This is a genomic window from Proluteimonas luteida (genome assembly GCF_021191695.1).
In the GTDB taxonomy this organism is placed as follows: Bacteria; Pseudomonadota; Gammaproteobacteria; order Xanthomonadales; family Xanthomonadaceae; genus Luteimonas; species Luteimonas luteida.
On sequence record NZ_JAIWPT010000009.1, the window covers coordinates 92570 to 116030 of the forward strand.

The window sequence follows — 23461 nt, forward strand, 5'->3', positions numbered from 1 at the left end:
CGAGGGGATTGGGGATTCGGGAATGGGGATTGGAATACACGACGGCGCCGGCACCCGGGTTCCGGCCCCGTTCCGGGGCCGGCAGTCCGACTAGTACGACTGCTTGGTCCGCCGGGCCGGCTTGCCGCGTGGCGGCAGCGGCGGCGGCGCGCCCGGGTCGCGCCCGTCGGCGTCGACCAGCCGGAAGTCGATCTTGCGATCCTCCAGGCTGGCCTTGAGCACGATGATGCGCACGCGGTCGCCGAGGCGGTATTCGCGCCCGGCACGCTCGCCCGCCAGCAGCCGCCGGATCGGGTCGAAGTGGTAGAAGTCGTTCGGCAGCTGGGTCACGTGGACCAGGCCGTTGACCTTCGACTGGTCCAGCTCGACGAACAGGCCGAAGCTGGTGACGCCGCTGATGACGCCGTCGAACTGGCCGCCGACGTGCTGCTCCATCCATGCGGCGCGGTAACGCTCGTCGACCTCGCGCTCGGCCTCGTCGGCGCGGCGTTCGCGCTCCGAGCACTGCAGCGCCAGGCTGGCCATCTCGCGCGGGGTGTACTGGAACGCGGTCAGCGGCTTGCCGGACAGCACGTGCTTGATCGCGCGGTGCACCAGCAGGTCGGGATAGCGGCGGATCGGCGAGGTGAAATGTGCATACGCATCGAGCGCCAGGCCGAAATGGCCAATGTTCTCGGTCGAGTACACCGCCTGGCTCTGGCTGCGCAGCAGCACCGATTCGAGCAGCGTCGCATCGGGCCGCTCGCGGATCTTCTTCAGCAGCGTCGTGAAGTCCTTCGGCTGCACCCGCCCCCAGCCGGGCATGCGCAGGTTGAATTCCTTGAGGAACTCCAGCAGGTCGTTGTACTTCGACTCCGGCGGCTTGTCGTGGATGCGGTACGGCGCGGGCACGCCGGCCGCGAGCAGGAAGCGCGCCGCCTGCACGTTGGCGGCGATCATGCACTCCTCGATCAGCTTGTGCGCGTCGTTGCGCTGGAGCATGCCGGCCTGGGTGACCTCGCCGCGGTTGTCCAGCACGAAGCGGACCTCGGACGACTCGAACTCGATCGCGCCGCGCCGGCTGCGCGCCCTGGCGAGGATCTGGTAGAGCTGGTGCAGGCGCTCGACCTGCGGCAGCTGCGCACCGATCAGCGCGCGCGCATCGGCGTCGTCCTCGCCCACCGCCTGCCAGACCTGGGTATAGGTCAGGCGCGCATGCGAGTTCATCACCGCCTCGTAGAACTTCGCGCCGGAGACCTCGCCGTCACGCCCGACCTGCATGTCGCAGACGAAGCACATGCGGTCGACCTTCGGCATCAGCGAACAGATGCCGTTGGACAGCGTCTCGGGCAGCATCGGCACGACGAAGCCGGGGAAGTACACGCTGGTCGCGCGCAGCTGGGCCTCGTCGTCGAGCGGCGTGCCGGGGCGCACGTAGTTCGAGACGTCGGCGATCGCGACCACCAGGCGGAAGCCGTCAGCGTTGGGCTCGCACCAGACCGCGTCGTCGAAGTCCTTGGCGTCCTCGCCGTCGATCGTCACCAGCGGCAGCGCGCGCAGGTCGACGCGGCCGCCGAGCATGCGCTCCTCGACCACCAGCGGCACCGCCGCGGCCTCGTCGAGCGCGGCCGGCGGGAACTCGTGCGGCAGGTCGTGGCCGTGGATCGCGGCCTCGACCACCAGCGACGGGGTCAGCGCATCGCCCAGCACCGCCAGCACCTTGCCGATCGGCGGGCGGTGGCTGTCGCCGGGCGCGACGATCTCGCAGACCACCAGCTGGCCGTTCTGCGCCTCCAGGCGCGCGTCGGTCGGCACCTGCACGTTGCGCTGGATGCGGCGGTCGTCGGGCACGACGAAGCTGATGCCGGACTCCAGCGAGAAGCGGCCGATCAGCCGCGTCGTGCGGCGCTCCAGCACCTCGACGATAACGCCGGCGCGGCGGCCGCGGCGATCGACGTCGGTCAGGCTCGCCATCGCCCGGTCGCCGTGCATGACCTTGCGCATTTCCGACGGCGGCAGGAACAGGTCGTCGCCGCTGCCGCTGTCCGGACGCAGGAAGCCGAAGCCTTCCGGATTGGCGATGACGGTGCCCGGGATCAGGTCCAGGCGCTTGGCCGGCACCAGACCGCCACGGCGGTTCTGCAGCAGCTGGCCGTCGCGCAGCATCGCCGCCAGGCGCTTGCCCAGCGCCTCGGCCCGCACGGGATCGGTCAGCCCCAGCTGCTCGGCCAGGGCCTCGGCGGTCTGCGGGCCGGGCGCATCCGACAGCAGCTGCAGGATGGCCTCGCGGCTGGCGATCGGATTCTCGTAGCGCGCGGCCTCGCGGCCCGCGAACGGGTCGTCGATGCCCTGCCCGGCTGCGGCCGGCCTGCGCGCGGCCGGCGGCCGGTCGTCGGCGGGTTGCCGCGGCCGGCCGGAGCTGACCGCGCGCGCGAGGCCCGGATCGGGCATCCACGGCGGCGTCGCGGCCTGGGGCTTCTGGGTGCGGGATTTGACGCCGGTCGCGTCACGCTGCGCGCCGGGCTTTCCGGGACTGCCGGAACCGCGGCTGCCGCCGCGCTTGCTGGGAGGTTTTGCCATTGGCGGCATGGTACACCCCGCCCGCCAAGGCCGCGTCGATACGGACGCGAAAATGCGTTGACAAGGCCGCGGCGCATCGACAACATACGCGCCCTGACCTGCCCAGGTGGCGGAATTGGTAGACGCACTAGCTTCAGGTGCTAGCGGGGGCAACTCCGTGGAGGTTCGAGTCCTCTCCTGGGCACCAGGTCATCGCCGCCTTACCAGCGGCGGACATCGAACCCGCGGATCGCGGGTTTTTTTGTGTCCGCCATCCGTGGCGGACACCCGAAGGGCCAACGCAGTGCGTTGTCAAAAACCGTTCCAGACGGTTTTTTGTGCCCGCCATCCATGGCGGACACCCGAGGGGCCAACGCGCCGCGCCGTCGAAAAATCGCGCCCTGCGATTTTTCGTTTCTTCACCGATAACCGAGCGTAGGTCGGCCCCACGCGGCCGACGTGCACGGCGTTCCGGATCCGCGAGCTGCCGTGTGACTCGCCTGCCCGGAACGCCCGGCATCGGGGGCGTTGCCCCGACCTGCGACCGAGGCTGCCTGGAATCGGCGAAGGACGGCAGGGCCGTCTTCGATCCCGCGGCCGCATCGCAGGCAATGCATTGACAGCGACGGGGCCACACCGCAAAATTCCCGCCCTGACCTGCCCAGGTGGCGGAATTGGTAGACGCACTAGCTTCAGGTGCTAGCGGGGGCAACTCCGTGGAGGTTCGAGTCCTCTCCTGGGCACCAGGTCATCGTTGACTTACCAGCAGCGACAAACAACCCGCCGAGTGCGGGTTTTTTTGTGTCCGCCATCCGTGGCGGCCACCCTTCGGGCCATCGCTGGCGCGATGTCAAAAACCATTCCAGACGGTTTTTTGTGTCCGCCATCCATGGCGGATAGAGAAAAACCGCCGCCCTGCTCTTGTGTAGGTCGGCCCCACGCGGCCGACGCGCGCGGCGTCCGGGTTCGCGACGTATCGAGTTCCCGGCGTCGGGGCCGTTGCCCCGACCTACGATTGCACCCGGGAACCGGCAAAAAAAAGGACCCGCGTATCGCTACGCGGGTCCCGCTCCTTCCCCGAGCTTTGTCTGTTGCCGCGGCGTGCTCAGTCGGCGTCGCGGGATGCTTCCTCGCGGCGCTGCTCGCGCACCTCGAACCACATGCCGTTGAGGATCGCGAAGGTGGCGGCGAGTCCGACGCCGAGGATCCAGGCGAAATACCACATGATGATGTACTCCTTCTTGCGGGGGCCGCGGCCCCCGGATGGAATGGATGGGAAATCGGCTCAGTAGGCGTTGTGGGTGTCGGTGACGCTGGCCTCGGTCACCTTGCCGCGCAGCACGCGGAACACCCAGGTGGTGTAGGCGAGGATGATCGGCAGGAACACGATCGTGCACAGCAGCATGATCCACAGCGTCAGCTGGCTGCTGGACGCATCCCACAGCGTCAAACCGGCATCGGGCACGCTGGAGGACGGCAGCAGGAACGGGAAGATCGCAAAGCCCACCGTCAGGATCACGCCGGCCAGCGACGCGCCGGAGGCGATGAAGGCCAGGCCGCCGCGACGCATGCGCAGCAGTACCGCCGAGGCCAAGGCGCCGGCGATGCCGAGCACCGGGGCGATGATCGTCCACGGCATCTCGCGGTAGTTGGCCATCCACAGGCCCGGCGCGCTGCTGACCGACTTGTGCAGCGGGTTGGACGCGAACGCGCCGTCGATGACCGAATCCACGCGGAAGCCGTGGATGCCGGTGGCGATCCACACGCCGGCGGCCGCGAACAGCACCGCGCCGAGGATCGCGGCGATGCTGCCGTAGCGGGCCGAGCGGTCGGCGATCGGGCCGTCGGTCTTGATCACCAGCATCGCCGCGCCGTGCGCGACCAGCAGGCTGACGCTGACCAGGCCCGACAGCAGCGCGAACGGCGTCAGCAGGCCGAAAAAGCCGCCGGTGTAGACCGGGCGCAGTTCGGGCGTGAAGTGGAACGGCACGCCCAGCAGCACGTTGCCGACCGCGACGCCGAAGATCAGCGCCGGCACCGCGCCGCCGATGAACAGCGCCCAGTCCCAGGTCTCCTTCCAGCGAGTGTTCTCGACCTTGCCGCGGAACTTGAAGCCGACCGGCCGCAGGATCAGCGCGAACAGGATCACGAACATCGCCAGGTAGAAACCGGAGAAGCTGACCGCGTACAGCGGCGGGAACGCGGCGAAGATCGCGCCACCGCCCAGGATCAGCCACACCTGGTTGCCCTCCCAGACCGGGCCGATGGTATTGACGACGATGCGGCGCTCGACGTCGGTCCTGGCCACGAAGGGGAGCAGCGTGCCGACGCCGAGGTCGAAGCCGTCCATGACCGCGAAGCCGATCAGCAGCACGCCCAGCAGCAGCCACCAGATCAGTCGCAGCGTCGCGTAGTCGAGGGGAATGAAATCCATGGGGAATCCTTGATCGTGTCGGGGCCGGGCGTCAGCCGCGGGGTGCGGGTGCGGAGTCGAGCGCGTCGATGTCGGGCGCCACGTCATCGATGGCGGCCGGGGTCTCGTCGTGTTCCGGCGGGGCCAGCTTGTCGGGTCCCTTGCGGATCGCGTTGATCATCAGCTTGACCTCGACGATCGCCAGGCCCGTGTAGATGGCGACGAAACCGGCCAGCGAGATCAGGATGTCGCGCAGCGCCAGGCCAGAGGCCGCGTAGAAGGTCGGCAGCACGCCCTCGACCACCCACGGCTGGCGGCCGTACTCGGCGACGAACCAGCCGCATTCGCTGGCGATCCACGGCAGCGGCAGGCTCCACAGCGCCGCCCACAGGAACCAGCGCTTCTGCTCCAGCCTGCCGGTGGTGACCAGCCAGAAGGCGACGATGAAGAACGCGATCAGGTAGAAGCCGATGCCGGCCATGACCCGGAAGGTCCAGAACAGCGGCGCGACCCGCGGCACGGTGTCGAGCGCGGCCATGGAGATCTCCTCCTCGGTCGCCTCGGTGATGTCGTCGCGGTAGCGCTTGAGCAGCAGGCCGTGGCCGAGATCCTGCCAGTGGCGCTCGAACACGTCGCGGGCCTCGACGTTGTCGCGGTCCTCGCGCAGCAGTTCCAGCGCCGCATAGGCCAGCTGGCCGCCGCGGATGCGGTGTTCGGCGCGCTCGACCAGGTCGAGGATGCCGGGGATCTCGGTGTGCAGCGAGCGGGTGGCGATCACGCCCATCAGCCACGGGATCTTGACCTCGAAGCGGTTGCGCTGCTCCGCCTGGTCGGGCAGGCCGAACACGGTGAACGGCGCGGGCGCCTGCTCGGTGTGCCACATGCCCTCGATCGCGGCGAGCTTCATCTTCTGGTGCTCGGTGGCCGCGTAGCCGCTCTCGTCGCCCAGCACCACCACGCTCAGCGCCGAGGCCAGGCCGAAGCTGGCCGCGACCGCGATCGAGCGGCGGGCGATGTCCTTGTGCTTGCCGCGCAGCAGGTACAGCGCGCTGATCGACATGACGAAGATCGCGCCGGTGACGTAGCCCGCGCTGACGGTGTGCACGAACTTGGCCTGGGCGACGGGATTGAAGATCACCGCGACGAAGTCGACGACCTCCATGCGCATCGTGTCGGGATTGAAGATCGCGCCGACCGGGTTCTGCATCCAGCCGTTGGCGACCAGGATCCACAGCGCCGAGAAGTTCGCGCCCAGCGCGACCAGCCAGGTCACCATCAGGTGCTGGACCTTCGACAGCCGCTTCCAGCCGAAGAAGAACAGGCCGATGAAGGTCGCCTCGAGGAAGAACGCCATCAGGCCCTCGATCGCCAGCGGGGCGCCGAAGATGTCGCCGACGTAATGGCTGTAGTAGGCCCAGTTCATGCCGAACTGGAACTCCATGACGATGCCGGTGGCCACGCCCATCGCGAAGTTGATGCCGAACAGCACGCCCCAGAACAAGGTCATGCGTCGCCAGACGTCGCGTCCGGTCATCACGTAGACGCTCTCCATGATCGCCATCAGCAGCGACAGTCCCAGGGTCAGCGGGACGAAGAGGAAGTGGTACATCGCGGTCAATGCGAACTGCAGGCGGGACAGTTCGACGACATTCATGTCGATCATGGGCGGTTCGGCCAGGCTGGGGTCATGTGTGAATGGTCTGCCTGCGGGGCCGGCGCCGCATTGATCAGGATCAATGCGGCCGGCGGCGGGCGCATGCGACAAAGACCGTCCGCCCAACGTCCTGCCCGGCGATACCACGCACAGGCGCGCCAGACCCCTCGCAGGCCGGCAGGCCGCAGACGGCTAGAGCCCGGCTGCAGCCCGCAGCGCGGCCAGGTCGACCAGGTCGATCCGGCGCGGGTCGTCGAACGCGACCGCCTGGGCGGCGCGCAGTTTGGTGAAACTGCGGCTGACGGTTTCGATCGTCAGCCCGAGATGGTCGGCGATGTCGGCCCGGGTCATCGGCAGGTCGACGTGGTCCACGCAGCCGCCGCGGCGGTGCTGGCGCTCGGCCATGTCGACGAGGAACCCGGCCAGCCGTTCGGCCGGCCCCAGCCGCGCCAGCAGCATCAGGCTGGCGCGGGTGGCGTCCAGTTCGGTGCAGGCCTGGGCCAGCATCCCCGACTCCAGTTCGGGATGGCGGGTGCACAGCCGCCGCATGTCCTGCATCGAGAACACGCACAGTTCGCTGTCGGTGATCGCCTCGATCGTGTGCCGGTACAGCGGCGCGCCGCTGAACCCGATGAAGTCGCCCGGCATAAGGAAGCTGGCGACCAGCCGGCGGCCGTCGGGCAGCAGGCGCACGCGCCGCAGCATGCCGTGGGTCAGAGTGTAGACCTCGCGCCGCGGCGCGCCCTCGTGCACCAGCGTGGTGCCGGCCGGGACCCGGATCTCGCCGGCAACGTCCTCCAGGTCGCGGGTGTACTCGAACGGCAGTGCGGCGCAGATCGCCAGGTCGCGGGTCTGGCAGTCCCGGCAGCCCGGATGCGGGCCGCGCCTTGCGCCGCCGCTCATCGCCGCGCGCGGTCCCTGCCCGCCGACGGGCTGCGGAATCGATGGACGCTGGCGCGGTTTCGTATCCATGACGCCCGCATCATACCCCGCCTGCGGCGCGGTGCCGCACGCCGGGGATGGCCCCTGGTCTCGCCGTCGCCGGCAAACGCGCGACCGGGGTGGGAATGCGTCACACGCCATCGGCGCCCGCGGCGGCATTAACCCCTAAAATGATCGGCCGACCCTGATCCCGCCCCCGCCTTCTGATGACCGAAACCGTCCGTCCCACCTTCCACGGCTTCGAGCAGCTGCCGCTGCGCGAATTCGCCGAGCGCGCCTACCTCGACTATTCGATGTACGTGGTGCTCGACCGCGCCCTGCCCTTCATCGGCGACGGCCTGAAGCCGGTGCAGCGCCGCATCATCTACGCCATGAGCGAGCTGGGCCTGGGCGCGGCGGCGAAGCCGAAGAAGTCCGCGCGCACCGTCGGCGACGTGATCGGCAAGTACCACCCGCATGGCGACAGCGCCTGCTACGAGGCGCTGGTGCTGATGGCACAGCCGTTCTCGTACCGCTATCCGCTGATCGACGGCCAGGGCAACTTCGGTTCCAGCGACGACCCCAAGTCGTTCGCGGCGATGCGCTACACCGAGTCGAAGATGACCCCGCTGGCCGAGGTGCTGCTGGCCGAACTGGGCCACGGCACCGTCGACTGGACCGCCAACTTCGACGGCACCCTGGAGGAACCGTCGTGGCTGCCCGCGCGCCTGCCGCACCTGCTGCTCAACGGCACCACCGGCATCGCCGTGGGCATGGCCACCGACGTGCCGCCGCACAACCTCGGCGAGATCGTCAGCGCCTGCGTGCGCCTGCTCGACGACCCGGACGCGAGCGTGCGCGACCTGTGCGAGCACGTGCGCGGCCCGGACTACCCGACCAGTGCCGAGATCATCACCCCCGCCGCCGACCTGCTGTCGATCTACGAGACCGGCCACGGCGGCGTGCGCGCCCGCGCGACGTTCGCGAAGGAAGGCGGCAACATCGTCGTCACCGCGCTGCCCTACCAGGTCAGCCCGAGCAAGGTCATCGAGCAGATCGCCGCGCAGATGCGCGCCAAGAAGCTGCCGTGGCTGGAGGACATCCGCGACGAGTCCGACCACGCCAACCCGGTGCGGGTGGTGCTGGTGCCGCGATCCAGCCGCGTCGACGCCGACCAGTTGATGGGGCACCTGTTCGCGACGACGGACCTGGAGAAGAGCTACCGGGTCAACCTCAACGTGATCGGGCTCGACGGCCGCCCGCAGGTCAAGAACCTGAGGATGCTGCTGTCCGAATGGCTGCAGTTCCGCACCGACACGGTCACCCGCCGCCTGACCCACCGGCTGGAGAAGGTCGAGCGCCGCCTGCACCTGCTCGACGGCCTGCTGGTCGCGTTCCTCAACCTCGACGAGGTGATCCGCATCATCCGCACCGAGGACGAGCCGCGGCCGGTGCTGCAGGCGCGCTTCGGGCTCAGCGACGAACAGGTCGACTACATCCTCGAGACCCGCCTGCGCCAGCTCGCGCGGCTGGAGGAAATGAAGATCCGCGGCGAACAGGCCGAGCTGGAAAGCGAGCGCGACCGCCTGATCGCCACGCTCGGCAGCAAGGCCAGGCTGAAGAAGCTGGTCAAGGACGAACTGCTGGCCGATGCCAAGAAGTACGGCGACGCGCGCCGCTCGCCGCTGGTCGTGCGCGGCGCCGCGCAGGCGCTGGCCGAGACCGACCTGGTGCCCAGCGAGCCGGTGACGGTCGTGGTCAGCGAAAAGGGCTGGGTGCGCGCGGCCAAGGGCCACGACGTGGACCCGGCGGGGATGAACTACCGTGACGGCGACCGCCTGCTGGCATTCGCGCGCGGGCGCAGCACCCAGCAGGTCGCGTTCTTGGACAGCAACGGCCGCAGCTATTCGACGATCGCGCATTCGCTGCCGTCGGCGCGCGGCAACGGCGAACCGCTGACCGGCCGCTTCTCGCCGGCAGCCGGCGCCGCGTTCCAGGCGCTGGCGACCGGCGACAACGACAGCCGCTTCGTGCTGGCGTCCTCGCACGGCTACGGCTTCGTGACCCGCTTCGAGAACCTGACCGGCCGACAGAAGGCCGGCAAGGCGATGCTGACGCTGTCGCCGGGCGCGGGCGTGCTGCAGCCCGCCGCCGTGCGCGACGTCGACGCCGACCGGCTGGTCGTCGTCACCAGTGCCGGCCATCTGCTGGTGTTCCCGGTCGGCGAGCTGCCGGAACTCGACAAGGGCAAGGGCAACAAGATCATCGAGATCCCCAAGGCCAAGCGCGGCACCGAGCACGTGGTCGCCGTCGCCGTCGTGTCGCCCGGCAGCGCATTGCTGGTGAGGTCCGGCGCCCGCACGATGACCCTGTCGTTCCGGGATCTGGAACCGTACCTGGGCGCGCGCGCCAGCCGCGGCGGCCTGCTGCCGCGCGGCTGGCAGAAGGTGGAGGGCCTCGATGTTGAGTGATTCGCCAACCGGACGCACGGTGGCGCCTTGGCCATCGTCGACGCCGGCGCGCGGCAGGCAGGCGAAGGTCTGGAGGTCGGGCGATGGACGCCGCGTTCTGGCATGAACGCTGGGGCAGCGGCCGCATCGGCTTCCACCAGGACAGGCCGCTGCCGCTGCTGTGCAAGCACTGGCCCGCGCTGGCGCTGGCCAGCGACGCACGCGTGTTCGTGCCACTGTGCGGCAAGTCGCTGGACATGGCCTGGCTGGCCGAACAGGGTCACCGGGTGCTCGGCGTGGAGCTGTCGGAACTGGCGATCCGCCAGTTCTTCGACGAGCGCGGCCTGGTGCCCACCTGCCACGACACCGCCGCCGGCACGCATTTCGTCGCCGGCCCGTTCGAGCTGATCCGCGGCAATGCGTTCGCACTCGATGCCGCGCTGCTGGCCGGCTGCGCCGGCATCTACGACCGCGCCGCGCTGATCGCACTGCCGCCCGCGCTGCGCGCGACCTATGCCGCAACCGCCTGGCATCGCATGCCGGCCGGCTGCCGTGGCCTGCTGGTCACGCTGGCGTATCCCCAGCACCAGAAATCCGGCCCGCCGTTTTCGGTCGACGGCGAGCAGGTGCACGCGCTGCTCGACCGCGACTGGCGGGTGGACCTGCTGGACACCTGCGACATCCTCGAACATGAGCCGGGCTTCGTCGCCGACGGCGTGACCGCGCTGTCGACCGGCGTGTGGCGGGTCCAACGGCGCGGTTGATTGCCCTAGCCCACGCCGGCGTGGGTCCCCTCGGCGTCGCCCATCCGGCTCTGCTGGTAGTTCTCCAGCCCGATCATCCGGATCAGGCGCAGCTGCTTCTCCAGCCAGTAGGTATGGTCTTCCTCGGTGTCGGCCAGCTGGGTCACCAGCACTTCGCGGCTGACGAAATCGCCGTGCTTCTCGCACAGCGCGATGCCCTTGGCGAGGTTCGCGCGGACCTTGTATTCCAGGTCCAGATCCTTGCGCAGCATCTCCTCGACCGTCTTGCCCGGCTCGAACGCATCCGGGCGCATGTCCGGATCGCCTTCCAGGAACAGGATGCGGCGCAGCAGCGCGTCGGCATGCTGCGTCTCCTCCTCCATCTCGTGGTTGATGCGCGCGTACAGGGCCTGCAGACCCAGGTCCTCGTAGCGACGCGAATGCAGGAAATACTGGTCGCGCGCGGCCAGTTCGCCGCGCAGCAATTCCTTCAGGTAGTCGATGACTTCGGGATGGCCTTTCATGGGTGCGCTCGCTGCAGCGTGGAATGCGCGCAGTATGCCGAGTCCCCCGCCGCCATGATCGGATGCGAATGCAAGACTTTTGCATTCTCAGACGGGACTGCCGGCCGGGCCGGCCCAGCGGCAGCACCTGCGGCGCTGCCGCCGGGCGCGTAGACTCCCCGGCCCACCCGCCCGCCTGCCTGCTCTCCATGAAAATCGGCATCGACTTCGGCACCAGCTATTCCGCCGCGGCCGCGCGCATCGGCGACCGGATCGAACACATCCGCTTCGGCGGCCAGTCGCAGTTCCGCACCGCGGTGTTCTTCCCCACCACCCTGCCGGATCCGGCGGATTTCCAGCTGACCACGGCGATGGAAGGCGAAGTCGCCGACCTGGTCCGGGCGATGAAGGGCGAACAGACCCGCGCCGGCATCGCGCCGCGCAGCGATGCGCAGCTGCACGCCGATGCGGTACGCATCGTGCGCCGCCAGTGGCTGGAGCAGCAGATGCGCGATGCCGCGGCCTCGGCCGCAGACCTGCAGGACGCGGTGTTCGGCGAGGAGGCGATCGAACGCTACCTCGAGGAAGGCACCGGCAACCTCGTGCAGTCTCCGAAATCCATGCTCGGCTTCAACCTGCACCCGCGCGCGCGCCAGACCATCACCGGCATCGCCGCGCACATCCTCGAGCACATCCGCCTGAGCGCCAGCCAGCAGCTGGGCACCCCGGTACGCGAGGCAACGCTCGGTCGGCCGGTGCGCTTCCGCAGTTCGATGGGCGATGCCGGCGGCGAACAGGCGCTGTCGATCCTGCGCGAGGCCGCTGCGATCGCGGGCTTCGATGCGGTGCAGTTCCTCGAGGAACCCGCCGCGGCCGCGCTGCACCACCACGCGATCAGCCGCCAGCGGCAGACCACGCTGGTCGTCGACATCGGCGGCGGCACCAGCGACATCGCCCTGGCCGAGATCGGCGGCGATGCGGCGCCGCGCGTGCATCGCGCCTGGGGCATGCCGGGCGGGGGCACCGACGTCGACCTGGCGCTGAGTCTGGCGCATTTCATGCCGCTGTTCGGCAAGGGCGTCACCCGCACGCCGGTACACCACTTCGTCGAGGCGGCGACCGTGCAGGACATGCCGCGCCAGCGCGATTTCCACAGGCGCGATTTCCGCGATGTCGAAGACCCCTACGGCACGCGCCTGCAGGCACTGCAGCAGGACGGCGGCACGACCCGGCTGTACCGCGGCGTCGAGGACATGAAGGTGCGCCTGAGCCGTCACGACGAGGCCGGGCACGTGCTCGACTACATCGACCCGGCGCTGCAGGTCCGCACGACCCGCGGCGACCTCGAAACCGCCAGCGCGCGTTTCCTCGGCCAGCTCGGCGCGCTGCTCGACGAGGTCCGCGGCGACCTGCCGCGGCCGCCCGACAGCCTGTTCCTGACCGGCGGAATGTCCGGCGCGCCCTACGTGCAGGCGGCCGCGCGCGCCCGTTTCCCCGAAGCACGTGTGGTGCTGGGCGACCCCTCGCTGGGGGTGGTGTCGGGCCTGGCCGAGCACGCGCGCAACTGAGAGGCCGGGAGCGGTTCGCGCGCGCCTGCTGCGACCGCGCTACGGCCTTCGATCGACGCGCGACCTGCGCGCCCCCCGCAGCCGCGGCGCGCGGGCCTTGCGACGTGACGCACGCATGCGCGGAACGCGCCGCACGCGGCGTACATGGCAACACAGCCGTGGAATAATCGGCCGCAACCGGGCAACCGCCGCGGGTGGGGACGTGTCGATGCGCAAATGGATCCGGCGGCTGCTGGCCGCCATCGTCGTGCTCGTGCTGGCGGCGCTGCTCGGCGCATGGTGGCTGCTGCGCGGCAGCCTGCCGCAACTCGATGGCGAGCTCGCCCTGCCCGGCCTGTCCGCGCCGGCGACCGTCGCCCGTGACGCGCTGGGCGTGGTCACCATCGACGCCGACAACGAGACCGACGCGATGCGCGCGCTCGGCTACGTGCACGCGCAGGAGCGCTATTTCGAGATGGACCTGATGCGTCGCATGTCGGCCGGCGAGCTGTCGGCGCTGCTCGGCGAGCGCGCCCTGGAGACCGACCGCAGGCAGCGCGTCCACCGCATGCGCGCGCGGGTCGAGAACAGCCTTGCAGCCGTCGCCGGCGAGCGCCTGGCCCAGTTGCAGGCCTACACCGATGGCGTCAACGCCGGCCGCGAGGCGCTGCGCACGCGGCCCTGGCCCTACCTGCTGCTGCGCCAGCAGCCGCAGCCGTGGACCGCCGCCGATTCGGCGCTGGCCGGCTATGCGCTGTACTTCGACCTGCAGGACGCCGGCAACGCACGCGAACTGGCCCTGCATCGGCTCCGGGCCGAGCTGCCCACGCCGCTGTTCGCGCTGCTGACGCACGATGGCAGCAGCTGGGATGCGCCGCTGTTCGGCGCGGCGCGGGGCGACGCGGTGCTGCCGGACGCGGAGATGGTGGACCTGCGGGTGTTGCCGGGGGTGGTTGCGGGCGTGGGGGAAGTGGAAGTGGCCGCGGCGCAGGACGATGGCGATGCGTCCGGCCTTGTCCGCACGCCACCATCTGCGTTGCAGACGGTGCCCCTCTCTCGCGCGGCGCGGGAGAAAGGCGTCGGCGGGTCGCCTGCGGCTTGGGGAGCTGCCCTCTCTCCACCACCTGCTCTGCAGGTGGTCCCCCTCTCTCCCGCATCGCGGGAGAAAAGCGTCGGCGGGTCGCCTGCGGCTTGGGGAGCTGCCCTCTCTCCACCACCTGCTCCGCAGGTGGTCCCCCTCTCTCCCGCATCGCGGGAGAGAGGCGTCGGCGGGTCGCCTGCGGCGACCGATCTTAGGGGGGGCAGCAACAATTTCGCGGTGTCGGGGCGGCTCACCGACGGCCGCGCGATCGTCGCCGACGACATGCACCTGGGCCTGCGCGCGCCCAACATCTGGTTCCGTGCGCGGCTGCGCTATGCCGATGCGCGTGCACCCGGCGGCCGCGTCGACGTCACCGGCTTCACCCTGCCCGGCCTGCCGGCGGTCATCGTCGGCAGCAACACCCACGTCGCCTGGGGCTTCACCAACAGCTACGGCGACTATCTCGACTGGCAGCGCGTGCGGCCCTGCACGGGCGAAACCCAGGGCACGGGCGACTGCACCCCACTGGTCGGCCACAGCGAGCGTATCGAAGTCGCCGGCGGCAATGCGGAAACGCTCGAAGTCCGCGAGAGCGAATGGGGGCCGGTGCTGCACGAGGAACCCGACGGCAGCGCGCTCGCGCTGCGCTGGGTCGCGCATCTGCCCGGCGCGCTGGACTTCGGCCTCGCCGACCTGGCCCATGCCCGCGACCTCGACGACGCACTGGCCATCGCCGACCGGGCCGCGATCCCCACCCAGAACCTGCTCGTCGGCGACCGCCGCGGCCAGATCGCCTGGCGCCTGGTCGGCCCGCTTCCGGTGCGTAGCGCGGGCTGCGACGGGCGCGGGGTGTCGCGTCCACCGTCCGACGACGCGGCGACGGACCCGGGCGGCTCCGCGGCACTGCCGGCCTGCGCGCCGTGGTCCATCGCCACCGACCGCTCCCCGCTGCTGCGCTCGCCGACCGCCGACCGCCTGTGGACCGCCAACAGCCGCGTCGTCGATGGCGCGGACTTCGATCGCATCGGCGACGGCGGCGCCGCGCTCGGCGCCCGCGCGCAGCAGATCCGCAACGCGCTCTTCGCCCGCGAACGCTTCACTGAGCAGGACCTGCTCGACATCCAGCTCGACGACCGCGCGGTATTGATGACGCGCTGGTGGGAACTGCTGGGCGACATCGCGCAGCAGGCCGATACCGATACCGCGCCGGCCCTGCACGCGCTCGCCGACGCCGCCACGCAGTGGAGCGGCCACGCCAGCATCGATTCCGTCGGCTACCGGCTGGTCCGCGCATGGCGGCTCGCCGTCCACGAACGCATCGCCGCCGGCCTGACCGCACCCGCACAGGCCGCACTCGGCGACGACTTCGCCCTGCCCGACCTGCCCAACTTCGAAGGCGTCGCCTGGCCCCTGGTCGAACAGCGGCCCGCGCACCTGCTGCCGCGCCGCTTCGCCTGCGCACCGCAGGCCGGCAACGGCGCCTGCGTCGAGACCGGTGACGGCTGGCTGGCGCTGTTCGAGGATGCGGCGCGTCAGGTCCGCGACGGGTTCGCTGGACAAGGACCGCTGACCGGACGCACCTGGGGCGAACGCAACACCGCCGCGATCTGCCATCCGCTGGCCGGCGCGATTCCGCTGATCGGCAAGCGCGCCCTGTGCATGCCAGCCGATCCACTGCCCGGCGACGGCATGATGCCCCGCGTGCAGGGCCCCGGATTCGGCGCCTCGCAACGCATGGTCGTCGCGCCCGGCTTCGAGGCGGACGGCATCACCCACATGCCGGGCGGCCAGAGCGGGCACCCGCTGTCGCCATTCTGGGGCGCCGGCCACGAAGACTGGGCCCAAGGCCGCCCGTCGCCGTTCCTGCCCGGCAGCGCGGTGCACACGATGCAGTTGCTGCCGGGCGGGTAGACCCGGGCCGCAAACGTCGCGCCCTCCGGCGGATGGCGGCGGGCAAGATCCAACCCGGAGGGCCGCTATTCCAGCGGCCCCTGCCAGTGCGTGCCGTACAGGCCGGCTTCCATCCGCGCCGCCGGCCGCACCCGGAACACCACGCTGATGCGCTCGCCGAGCGCGCGCGTCGTCTTGGGGATGCCATGTTCGTGGGTCAGCTGCGACGCATGGCTCATCGCCAGCACGCTGCCCGGCGCCAGCTCGACCGGCAGCGCCTTCGCGCCATCCGCCTTCGCCCGGATGTTCATGCGCCGCGGCGCGCCCAGCGACAGCAGTGCGATCGGATGTCCCGGCACCAGCGTGTGCAGCTTGTCGTGATGCATCGCCACGCTGTCGCGGCCGTCGCGATACAGATTGAGTCCCGCCGTGTTGTACGGCGCCGGTGCCAGGCCCTGCACGGCGGCGAGCATCGCGTCGAGCGGCAGCTCAGGCGGCAGCGCATCCAGCCGGTACGACGCCAGCAACCGCGGCACCGCCACCACCCGGTCGTACATCGGCCGCTGCTGCGCCTCCCACTGCACCGACGCGCGCAGCAGGCGGAACCAGCCATCGGCCGTCGCCGCATCGACGACATCCGGCCAGTAGCGGATGCCGCCTTCGGCGTCTTCGGCCAGTTGCCGGACGGTGGCGGCGGAGAACAGATCCATGTGGATCAGATGGGGGTCGGCCGGGGCGATGTCCAGCGGGGATCCGGTGATCGACACGCGCTGCCGAAGAGCGCATGCCCTCCTATTCGAGGGCAAGTTCGCGGCGCAGCGCCGCGACGTGGGCACGGCCCACGGGCAGTTCCGCGCCGCCGGCCAGGACCAGCCAGTAACGGCTGCCGGAACCCGCATGCAGGGTGCGGACATGGCGCAGGTTGACCAGATAGGATCGGTGGCAGCGCACGAAATCGGGCGGCAGCACGGCGGTCAGCGCGGCCAAGGATTTTGTCGTGCAGTTCGCTGCGGCCGTCGAGCATGCGCAGCTCGCTGTAGTCGCCGTCGGCGCGGATCCACAGCACGCCCGCCAATTCGACGAGTGCCGTGCCCTGTGCACGCCAGATGCCGAGGTAGCGGGCGCTGCCTGCGCGGTAGCGCCTCGCGTCGAGCAGGCGGTCGAGGGCCAGGCCGAGGCGCTCGCGCGTGAACGGCTTGGGGACGAAATCCAGTACGCCATGCTCGAAGGCCTGCAGCGCGCGCTCGCGATGGGCCGAGACCACGATGCAGTGGTAGCGTCCGGCCACCACGCGCCGCGCAGGTCGAAACCGTCCTCGCCACCCAGGTTCAGGTCCAGCAGCAGGCCGTCGTAGACGTTGCGCTGGAGCCGGTCGCCGGCCGAGGTCTGATGGCGGAGATCGTGCTGGCGATGCGCGAGCAGATCGGCGAGTTCCGTGCCATGCCGCTGGCGATGGAGGTGGCATCCGGCCAGAGCCCGCAGCGCCGTGCCCTGGTCGAAGCGCAAGCGCGCGACAGCCTGTTCGGCGATGCGATCAACTTCCCGTTCCCCATGCTCGGCGACGGCCTCGGGCTCGTCGACCTCGGCGGGGCGTTCCGTGCGCCGTTGCACAGCGACGTGCCGGCACTGTTCGTCAGCGGCACGCTCGATGGCCGCACGCCGCCGGCGAACGCGCAGGCGCTGCTGCCAGGTTTCAGCGACGGCAGGCAGCTGCTGGCGCGCAATGCCAGCCATGACGACGAGCTGTGGCTTGGTCATCCGGACATTGCCGGGCACATCGCCGACTTCCTCGCCGGCCGTCCAATGGACGATGCGGTGCTGGAGGTGCCGTCGCCGACGTTTGCCACAAGCAAGTCCGACCTGTTGCTGTCGGCGCTCGGTATCGGCCGGGCGACGGTGTTTGCCACGTTGGCGGCGGTGGTGGGCCTTCTGCTCGCAGTGGCGCTTTGGAGGCGCCGGCGGCGCAAGTCACGGCGCCAGCGGGATGATGCGTGACCGGCAGCGACGACACCACCGCGGAATCAGAACGGTGTCGACACCGCATGACGCAACAGCCCGCGAAAAAGCGTGTTCGCCGACTCCCGGGGACCTCGATCTCAGGTCGGGACACTCGCGAATCCGCAACGCCGCGCACGCCGACCGCGTGGGCCGAGTGGGCCCGACAAGGCCGGGACGGCCGCCTTCCCGGTCATCGGTGAAGGCCACGAAAAACCCCGCATGACGCGGGGTTCTTCATGGCGACGGCAGCACCGCGCCGACCTCAGTCGCGCAATTCCACCACGTCGAATCCGGCCACCGGGTCGACCTCGGCGTCGTAGTCCACGTCGTCGCGCTCGAAGCCGAACAGCTTGAGGAACTCGTGCTTGTAGCTGGCGTAGTCGGTCAGCGCGAACAGGTTGTCGGTGGTGACCTGCGGCCAGATCGCCTTGCACTCGGCCTGGACGTCGTCGCGCAGTTCCCAGTCGTCGAGGCGGTAGCGATGTTCGTCGTCGACGGCGCCCGGCTGGCCGTCGGCGCGGTACATGCGCTCGCGGAAAAGCCGGTCGAGCTGCTCGATGGTGCCTTCGTGCAGGCCCTTCTCCTTCATCACCTTGAAGACGATGGCGATGTACAGCGGCAGCACCGGGATCGCGGCGCTGGCCTGGGTGACGACGGACTTGAGCACGGCCACATTGGCGCCGCCGCCGGTGGCGGCAAGCGTCGCGTCGAGGCGGCGGGCGGTGGCGTCGAGGTCGGCCTTGGCCCGGCCCAGCGCGCCATGCCAGTAGATCGGCCAGGTGATCTCGGTGCCGATATAGCTGAAGGCGACGGTCTTCGCGTCGTCGGCCAGCACGCCCGCGTCGCGCAGCGCGTCGATCCACAGGGCCCAGTCCTGGCCGCCCATGACCGCGACGGTGTCCTCGATCTCCTGTTCGGTGGCCGGCTCGATCGTGGCCTGGATGACCTGGTCCTTGTTGGTGTCGATCGCGGTCGAGGTATAGGCCTCGCCGATCGGCTTGAGCGCGGAACGCTTGACCTCGCCGCTGTCCGGCAGCTTGCGCACCGGCGATGCCAGCGAATAGACGACGAGGTCGACCTTGCCGCCCATCTCGTCCCGGATCAGGTCGATGACCTGCCGGCGCGCGGCGTCGGAGAACGCGTCGCCGTTGATCGACCTGCTGTACAGGCCCTCGGCCTTGGCCAGCCGGTCGAACGCGGCCGCGTTGTACCAGCCGGCGGTACCGGGCTTCTTCTCGGTACCGAGCTTCTCGAAGAACACGCCGAGGGTGTCGGCGCCGAACCCGAACGCGGCGCTGATGCGCGCCGCCAGGCCGTAGCCGCTGGACGCGCCGATGACCAGCACCTTCTTCGGCCCGTCGCTGCGCTGTCCCTGCGCCCGGGTGGCCGCGACCTGGTCGCGGACGTTGAGTTCGCAGCCGGTGGGATGCGTGGTGGTGCAGATGAAGCCGCGGACCTTGGGGTGGATGATCACGGTGCGTGTCTCGTGGAGTGCGTTGGCGGCAAGTTTAAGGCCAACGCGCCGTCCGCCCCGTACGGGGGGCGATGGTGCGGGCGATGGCGATGCGTGCCCCGCGCGCTTTCGCGCATCCCCCGCCCGCTTTCGCGATTGACAGCACGTGGACGAGCGGATGAACTGTGTCCGCCAGTCCGTCCGGCACTTGCCGACACTCGCCTCCCTATTTTTTTTACGGACATCGCCGCATGGCTTCCCGCTGGACCGATTCCCCGCAACGCTATGGCCTGGTCACCCGCCTGCTGCACTGGAGCATGGCCGCGCTGTTCGCGTGGCAATTCCTCGGCATGGGCGTGAAGCTGCTGCTCGGCCGGCACGCCGTGACCGCGTTCTTCGTCGGTACCCACAAGCCCGTCGGCACGCTGCTGATGCTGCTGATCCTGCTGCGCGGCGCATGGGGCCTGTCGCAGTGGCGCAACCGCCCCCCGCACCCGCCGACGCTGGTCGGCCGCCTCGCGGTGGCCGGGCATGCCGTGCTGTATGCGCTGATGTTCTACGTGCCGGCCGTCGCGCTGCTGCGCGAGTACGGCAGCGGGCGCGGCTTCGCGCCGTGGGGCATCCCGCTGTTCCCGGCGACCGGGGAGCAGGTCGCCTGGATGCTGGCGCCGGCGAACCTGTCGCACGGCGTACTGGCCTGGACCCTGCTCGCGCTCGTCGCGGGCCACGTGGCGATGGTGGCGGTGCACCAGTGGTGGTGGCGCGACGCGACGCTGGCGCGGATGTCCGGGCGCCTGTAGGCCGCGTCGCGCCGCCGGCTCAGGCGGCGACCGCGGCGTTGTGCACCCCGGCGATCGCGCGCCCCGATGGATCCGCCGCGCCGGCGAACGCGGCGTCCCAGGCGATCGCGGCCGGCGACGAACACGCGATCGACTTGCCGCCCGGCACGGTCTCGGCCGCGGCCGGCGTCGGGAACGCCTGCTCGAACAGGCTGCGGTAGTAGTACGCCTCCTTGGTCTGCGGCGGGTTGTGCGGGAAGCGGCGCGCGGCCGCGGCCAGTTCACGGTCGCTGACCTGGGCCTCGGCATGCGCCTTCAATCCGTCGATCCAGCCATAGCCGACGCCGTCACTGAACTGCTCCTTCTGCCGCCACAGGATCTCCTCGGGCAGGTAGCCCTCGAAGGCCGCGCGCAGCACGGCCTTCTCCATGCGGCGGCGGTCGTCGGCCCTGTCGATCATCTTGTGCCGGGCGTCCATGCGCATCGCCACGTCGAGGAACTCGACGTCGAGGAACGGCACGCGCGGCTCGACGCCCCAGGCCATCATCGACTTGTTGGCGCGCAGGCAGTCGTAGTTGTGCAGCGCGTCGAGCTTGCGGATCAGTTCGTCGTGGAACTCGCGCGCGTCCGGTGCCTTGTGGAAGTACAGGTAGCCGCCGAAGATCTCGTCGCTGCCCTCGCCCGACAGCACCATCTTGACGCCCATCGCCTTGATCCGGCGCGCCAGCAGGAACATCGGCGTCGAGGCGCGGATCGTGGTGACGTCGTAGGTCTCGATGTGGCGGATGACGTCGGGCAGCGCGTCGAGGCCTTCCTCGAATGTGTACTCGAAGCCGTGGTGCACGGTGCCCAGCGCCTTGCCGGCGACCTCGGCCGCGGCCAGGTCCGGCGAGCCGGTCAGGCCGATCGCGAACGAATGCAGGCGCGGCCACCAGGCCTCGGTGGCGTCGTTCTCCTCGATGCGGTGGCGCGCGTAGCGCGCCGCGACCGCGGCCACAAGCGAGGAATCCAGGCCGCCGGACAACAGCACGCCATAGGGCACGTCGGTCATCAGCTGGCGGTGCACGGCGCGTTCGAAGGCCTCGCGCAGTTCCTGCGGCGTGACGTCGACGTCCGCCACGGCGTCGTAGTCGCGCCACGGCCGGGTGTAGTAGCGGCGGAGCGCGGAGCCTGCGCCGCTGCCGTCGTCCAGCGCGCTGTCGTAGACATGCCCCGGCGGGAACTGCGCGACGTCCGCGCAGGTGTCTGCCAGCGACTTCATCTCCGAGGCCACGCGCAGGCGGCCCTCGCGGTCGTGGCCCCAGTACAGCGGCACCACACCGATCGGGTCGCGGGCGATGATCGCGCGGCCGCGCGCCCTGTCCCACAGCGCGAACGCGAAGATGCCGTTGAGGCGCTGCAGGAACGCGCCCGGCCCCTGCGGATCGTCGGCGCTCTCGCGGTACAGCGCGTTGATGACCTCGCAGTCGGACTCGGTCTGGAAGGCGTAGGGCCCGGCAAGCGCCTGCTTCAGCTCGCGATGGTTGTAGATCTCGCCGTTGACCGCGAGCGCGAGTGCGCCGTCGTCGGACAGCAGCGGCTGCGACCCGCCGGCCGGGTCGACGATCGCCAGGCGCTCGTGCACCAGGATCGCGCCGTCATCGACGTAGACCCCGCTCCAGTCCGGCCCGCGATGCCGCTGCCGCTGCGACAGTTCCAGCGACTGGCGGCGCAGCGCGCCAAGGTCGTCGCCCGGTTGCAGGCCGAAGATGCCGAAGATCGAACACATGGGGGGAACTCCTGGTTGGATGGCGCGGGTTGTGTGGCGGAAACGGCTGCGCGGGGACGCACAAAAAAACCCGCATCGACCGATGCGGGTTTCGAGTGTCCTGGCGCTTGTCGCTGGATCTACGCCTGGTCGCACGTCCGCATCGGCCGCGCGCGAGGATTCGCGCGCAGGTTGTTGCGATTGCGATTGTTGCTGGCGAAGACGGTCGACATGCTCCGCACGCTAACGGCATCGGCCGCGTCGCGCAACCGTTTCGTGCGCAACCTGGGCGCCTATACTCGCGCGATCGTCCCGTCGAGGCCTCGCATGGATCGCTCCCCTCCCTGGCGCCTGCGGCATGCATGGCTGCTGTCGCCGCTGCTGCTCGCCGCCTGCGCGACGCCCGGCCCGCGGGCGCCGGCCGACACGACGCCGGAAACCTTGGCGCTGGAAACCGCCGCGCGGCATGGCGATGCCGAAGCGGCATTCCAGCTCGCCGCGCATTACCGCGCCCGCGGAGACTGGCGTGCCGAGCGCTGGCTCGGGCGCGCGGCCCGCCACCGGCCGGTCGACCGCTGGGTGGCAAGGGCCGAACTGGAGCTTGCCGGCATCGAGATGACCGGGCGCCTGGACGCCGACGCGCCGACGCGCAAGTCCCGCCCGGCCGCGGCGAAGCGCTGGCTGCACCGCGCCGCCGCGCATGGCTCGGGTGCGGCGATGCTGGCATTGGCGGACGCCTACCGGCACGACGGCGCCCCCCGGCTTGCCGCCCGCTGGCAACTGCGCCATGCAATGGCCGACGGCAATGTCTTCACCCTCGCCTCGGCCCGCAAGCAGCTCGGCGGCCTGCCAGGCTGGGACCGGCCGGACACCGCCGAGTCGCAGGCGGCGGTGCAGGATCTCGCCGACGCGGTCGCACGCGAGGCCGCCCGTGGCGATACCGAGGCGCTGGTGGATCTCGGGCTGCTGCGGCACCTGGGCGCCGGCGTGGCACAGGACCAGGCCGCGGCGATGGACTGCTTCCGCCGCGCCGCCGACAAGGGCAATGTGTTCGGCATGTATTTCGCCGGCCTGCTGATCGTCCGCGAATGGATGCCGGAGCTGCCACGCGAAGCTGCCGCGCCATGGTTCGCCCGCGCCTACGCCCAAGGCTTCTATCCGGCTGCGGATCCCGCCTGGCGCGAAATCCGGTTCGAATTCCCCGATTTCAGCAGCTGATCGGCCCGGTCAGGCCGGCAGTTGGCCCCGCACCCACTGCACGATCGCCTGCGCCGGCATCGCGCCGGACTGCCGGGCGATCTCGCGACCACCGGCGAACAGCACCAGCGTCGGGATGCTGCGCACGCCGAAGCGGCTGCCCAGCGCCGGCTGCGCCTCGGTATCGACCTTGGCCAGCAGGCAGTCGGGGGTCAGTTGCGCGGCCGCCTGCTCGTAGGCCGGCGCCATCATCCGGCACGGCCCGCACCACGGTGCCCAGAAATCCACCAGCAGCGGCAGGTCGGACTTGAGCGCATGCGCATCGAAACTGCCGGCATCGAGCGCGAACGGCGCGCCCGGAAACAGCGGCTTGTGGCAGTGGCCGCAGACGGGTGCCTCGCGCAGGCGGGCGCGGGGGATGCGGTTGCGGGTATGGCAGTGCGGGCAGGCGACCACCAGAGTGTCGGCGGGCATCGCATCGTTCCTTTGCATTCGGGGCTGCCGCCAAGCATGCACCCGGCCGCGTCGAAGCGCAGCGAAAGCACCC

The 23461-nt window shown here is 70.3% G+C and carries 19 protein-coding genes and 2 tRNA genes; 10 read left to right on the plus strand and 11 right to left on the minus strand.

Translation table 11 applies throughout. The features are described 5' to 3' along the window. Positions 1–90: 90 nt before the first annotated feature. Positions 91–2559 carry a ribonuclease R gene (gene rnr, locus LDO26_RS09655; RefSeq protein WP_232130881.1) on the minus strand — a complete coding sequence of 823 codons (2469 nt, stop codon included), beginning with the start codon at positions 2557–2559 and terminating at the stop codon, positions 91–93. A gap of 100 nt (positions 2560–2659) precedes the next feature. Between rnr and LDO26_RS09660 the strand changes: the two genes are divergently transcribed. Both LDO26_RS09660 and LDO26_RS09665 read left to right on the plus strand, forming a co-directional pair. Beyond that, a tRNA-Leu gene (locus LDO26_RS09660) sits at positions 2660–2746 on the plus strand. Positions 2747–3197: 451 nt separating this feature from the next. Then, a tRNA-Leu gene (locus LDO26_RS09665) sits at positions 3198–3284 on the plus strand. Between the two features lie 359 nt (positions 3285–3643). On the opposite strand, the gene cydX is transcribed toward LDO26_RS09665, so the two are convergent. The 4 genes from cydX to LDO26_RS09685 form a co-directional block, all read right to left on the minus strand. Beyond that, positions 3644–3763, minus strand: a complete 120-nt coding sequence (gene cydX, locus LDO26_RS09670; protein ID WP_232130882.1) for a cytochrome bd-I oxidase subunit CydX — start codon at positions 3761–3763, stop codon at positions 3644–3646. 60 nt (positions 3764–3823) lie between these two features. Next, positions 3824–4972, minus strand: a complete 1149-nt coding sequence (gene cydB, locus LDO26_RS09675) for a cytochrome d ubiquinol oxidase subunit II (RefSeq protein ID WP_232130883.1) — start codon at positions 4970–4972, stop codon at positions 3824–3826. A gap of 31 nt (positions 4973–5003) precedes the next feature. After that, on the minus strand, positions 5004–6614 hold the full coding sequence (locus LDO26_RS09680) for a cytochrome ubiquinol oxidase subunit I (RefSeq protein WP_232130884.1): 1611 nt from the start codon (positions 6612–6614) through the stop codon (positions 5004–5006). A 183-nt stretch (positions 6615–6797) separates the two neighbouring features. Continuing rightward, complete coding sequence (locus LDO26_RS09685) at positions 6798–7577, minus strand: Crp/Fnr family transcriptional regulator (RefSeq protein ID WP_232130885.1); 780 nt, start codon at positions 7575–7577, stop codon at positions 6798–6800. Between the two features lie 176 nt (positions 7578–7753). On the opposite strand from LDO26_RS09685, the gene parC reads away from it, so the two are divergent. Together parC and LDO26_RS09695 are read left to right on the plus strand one after the other, a co-directional pair. Beyond that, entirely contained in the window at positions 7754–9997 is a 2244-nt protein-coding gene (gene parC / locus LDO26_RS09690; protein ID WP_232130886.1) for a DNA topoisomerase IV subunit A, read from the plus strand. 83 nt (positions 9998–10080) lie between these two features. Then, the gene (locus LDO26_RS09695) at positions 10081–10740 is read left to right on the plus strand and encodes a thiopurine S-methyltransferase (protein WP_232130887.1); all 660 of its coding nucleotides are present in this window, start codon (positions 10081–10083) and stop codon (positions 10738–10740) included. 5 nt (positions 10741–10745) lie between these two features. Here the strand turns inward: LDO26_RS09695 and bfr are convergent, their stop codons facing one another. After that, complete coding sequence (gene bfr, locus LDO26_RS09700; RefSeq protein ID WP_232130888.1) at positions 10746–11243, minus strand: bacterioferritin; 498 nt, start codon at positions 11241–11243, stop codon at positions 10746–10748. A 188-nt stretch (positions 11244–11431) separates the two neighbouring features. Between bfr and LDO26_RS09705 the strand changes: the two genes are divergently transcribed. Both LDO26_RS09705 and LDO26_RS09710 read left to right on the plus strand, forming a co-directional pair. After that, positions 11432–12790: an Hsp70 family protein gene (locus tag LDO26_RS09705; protein WP_232130889.1), complete on the plus strand. Its 1359-nt coding sequence runs from the start codon at positions 11432–11434 to the stop codon at positions 12788–12790. A gap of 208 nt (positions 12791–12998) precedes the next feature. Beyond that, the gene (locus tag LDO26_RS09710) at positions 12999–15761 is read left to right on the plus strand and encodes a penicillin acylase family protein (RefSeq protein WP_232130890.1); all 2763 of its coding nucleotides are present in this window, start codon (positions 12999–13001) and stop codon (positions 15759–15761) included. A gap of 65 nt (positions 15762–15826) precedes the next feature. Here LDO26_RS09710 and LDO26_RS09715 read toward each other — a convergent pair whose 3' ends face one another. Further along, positions 15827–16450, minus strand: coding sequence for an alpha-ketoglutarate-dependent dioxygenase AlkB (locus tag LDO26_RS09715; RefSeq protein WP_232130962.1), 624 nt, complete (start codon positions 16448–16450; stop codon positions 15827–15829). 82 nt (positions 16451–16532) lie between these two features. Further along, a complete protein-coding gene (locus tag LDO26_RS09720) occupies positions 16533–16727 on the minus strand; it encodes a LytTR family DNA-binding domain-containing protein (protein WP_232130891.1) in 195 nt (64 codons plus the stop codon). 10 nt (positions 16728–16737) lie between these two features. On the opposite strand from LDO26_RS09720, the gene LDO26_RS09725 reads away from it, so the two are divergent. Then, positions 16738–17094, plus strand: a complete 357-nt coding sequence (locus LDO26_RS09725) for a hypothetical protein (protein WP_232130892.1) — start codon at positions 16738–16740, stop codon at positions 17092–17094. Between the two features lie 56 nt (positions 17095–17150). Then, a complete protein-coding gene (locus LDO26_RS09730; protein WP_232130893.1) occupies positions 17151–17735 on the plus strand; it encodes an alpha/beta hydrolase in 585 nt (194 codons plus the stop codon). A gap of 265 nt (positions 17736–18000) precedes the next feature. On the opposite strand, the gene fabV is transcribed toward LDO26_RS09730, so the two are convergent. Continuing rightward, positions 18001–19212, minus strand: a complete 1212-nt coding sequence (gene fabV, locus LDO26_RS09735; RefSeq protein ID WP_232130894.1) for an enoyl-ACP reductase FabV — start codon at positions 19210–19212, stop codon at positions 18001–18003. 230 nt (positions 19213–19442) lie between these two features. Between fabV and LDO26_RS09740 the strand changes: the two genes are divergently transcribed. Then, entirely contained in the window at positions 19443–19991 is a 549-nt protein-coding gene (locus tag LDO26_RS09740) for a cytochrome b (RefSeq protein ID WP_232130895.1), read from the plus strand. A gap of 19 nt (positions 19992–20010) precedes the next feature. On the opposite strand, the gene asnB is transcribed toward LDO26_RS09740, so the two are convergent. After that, complete coding sequence (gene asnB / locus LDO26_RS09745) at positions 20011–21738, minus strand: asparagine synthase B (RefSeq protein ID WP_232130896.1); 1728 nt, start codon at positions 21736–21738, stop codon at positions 20011–20013. Here asnB and LDO26_RS09750 point away from each other — a divergent pair. Beyond that, positions 21643–22935, plus strand: coding sequence for a tetratricopeptide repeat protein (locus LDO26_RS09750; RefSeq protein ID WP_232130897.1), 1293 nt, complete (start codon positions 21643–21645; stop codon positions 22933–22935). The genes asnB and LDO26_RS09750 overlap by 96 nt on opposite strands. Positions 22936–22944: 9 nt before the next feature. On the opposite strand, the gene trxC is transcribed toward LDO26_RS09750, so the two are convergent. Continuing rightward, positions 22945–23388 (minus strand): thioredoxin TrxC, encoded by a 444-nt coding sequence (trxC, locus tag LDO26_RS09755; protein WP_232130898.1) that lies wholly within the window; start codon positions 23386–23388, stop codon positions 22945–22947. Positions 23389–23461: the final 73 nt, after the last annotated feature.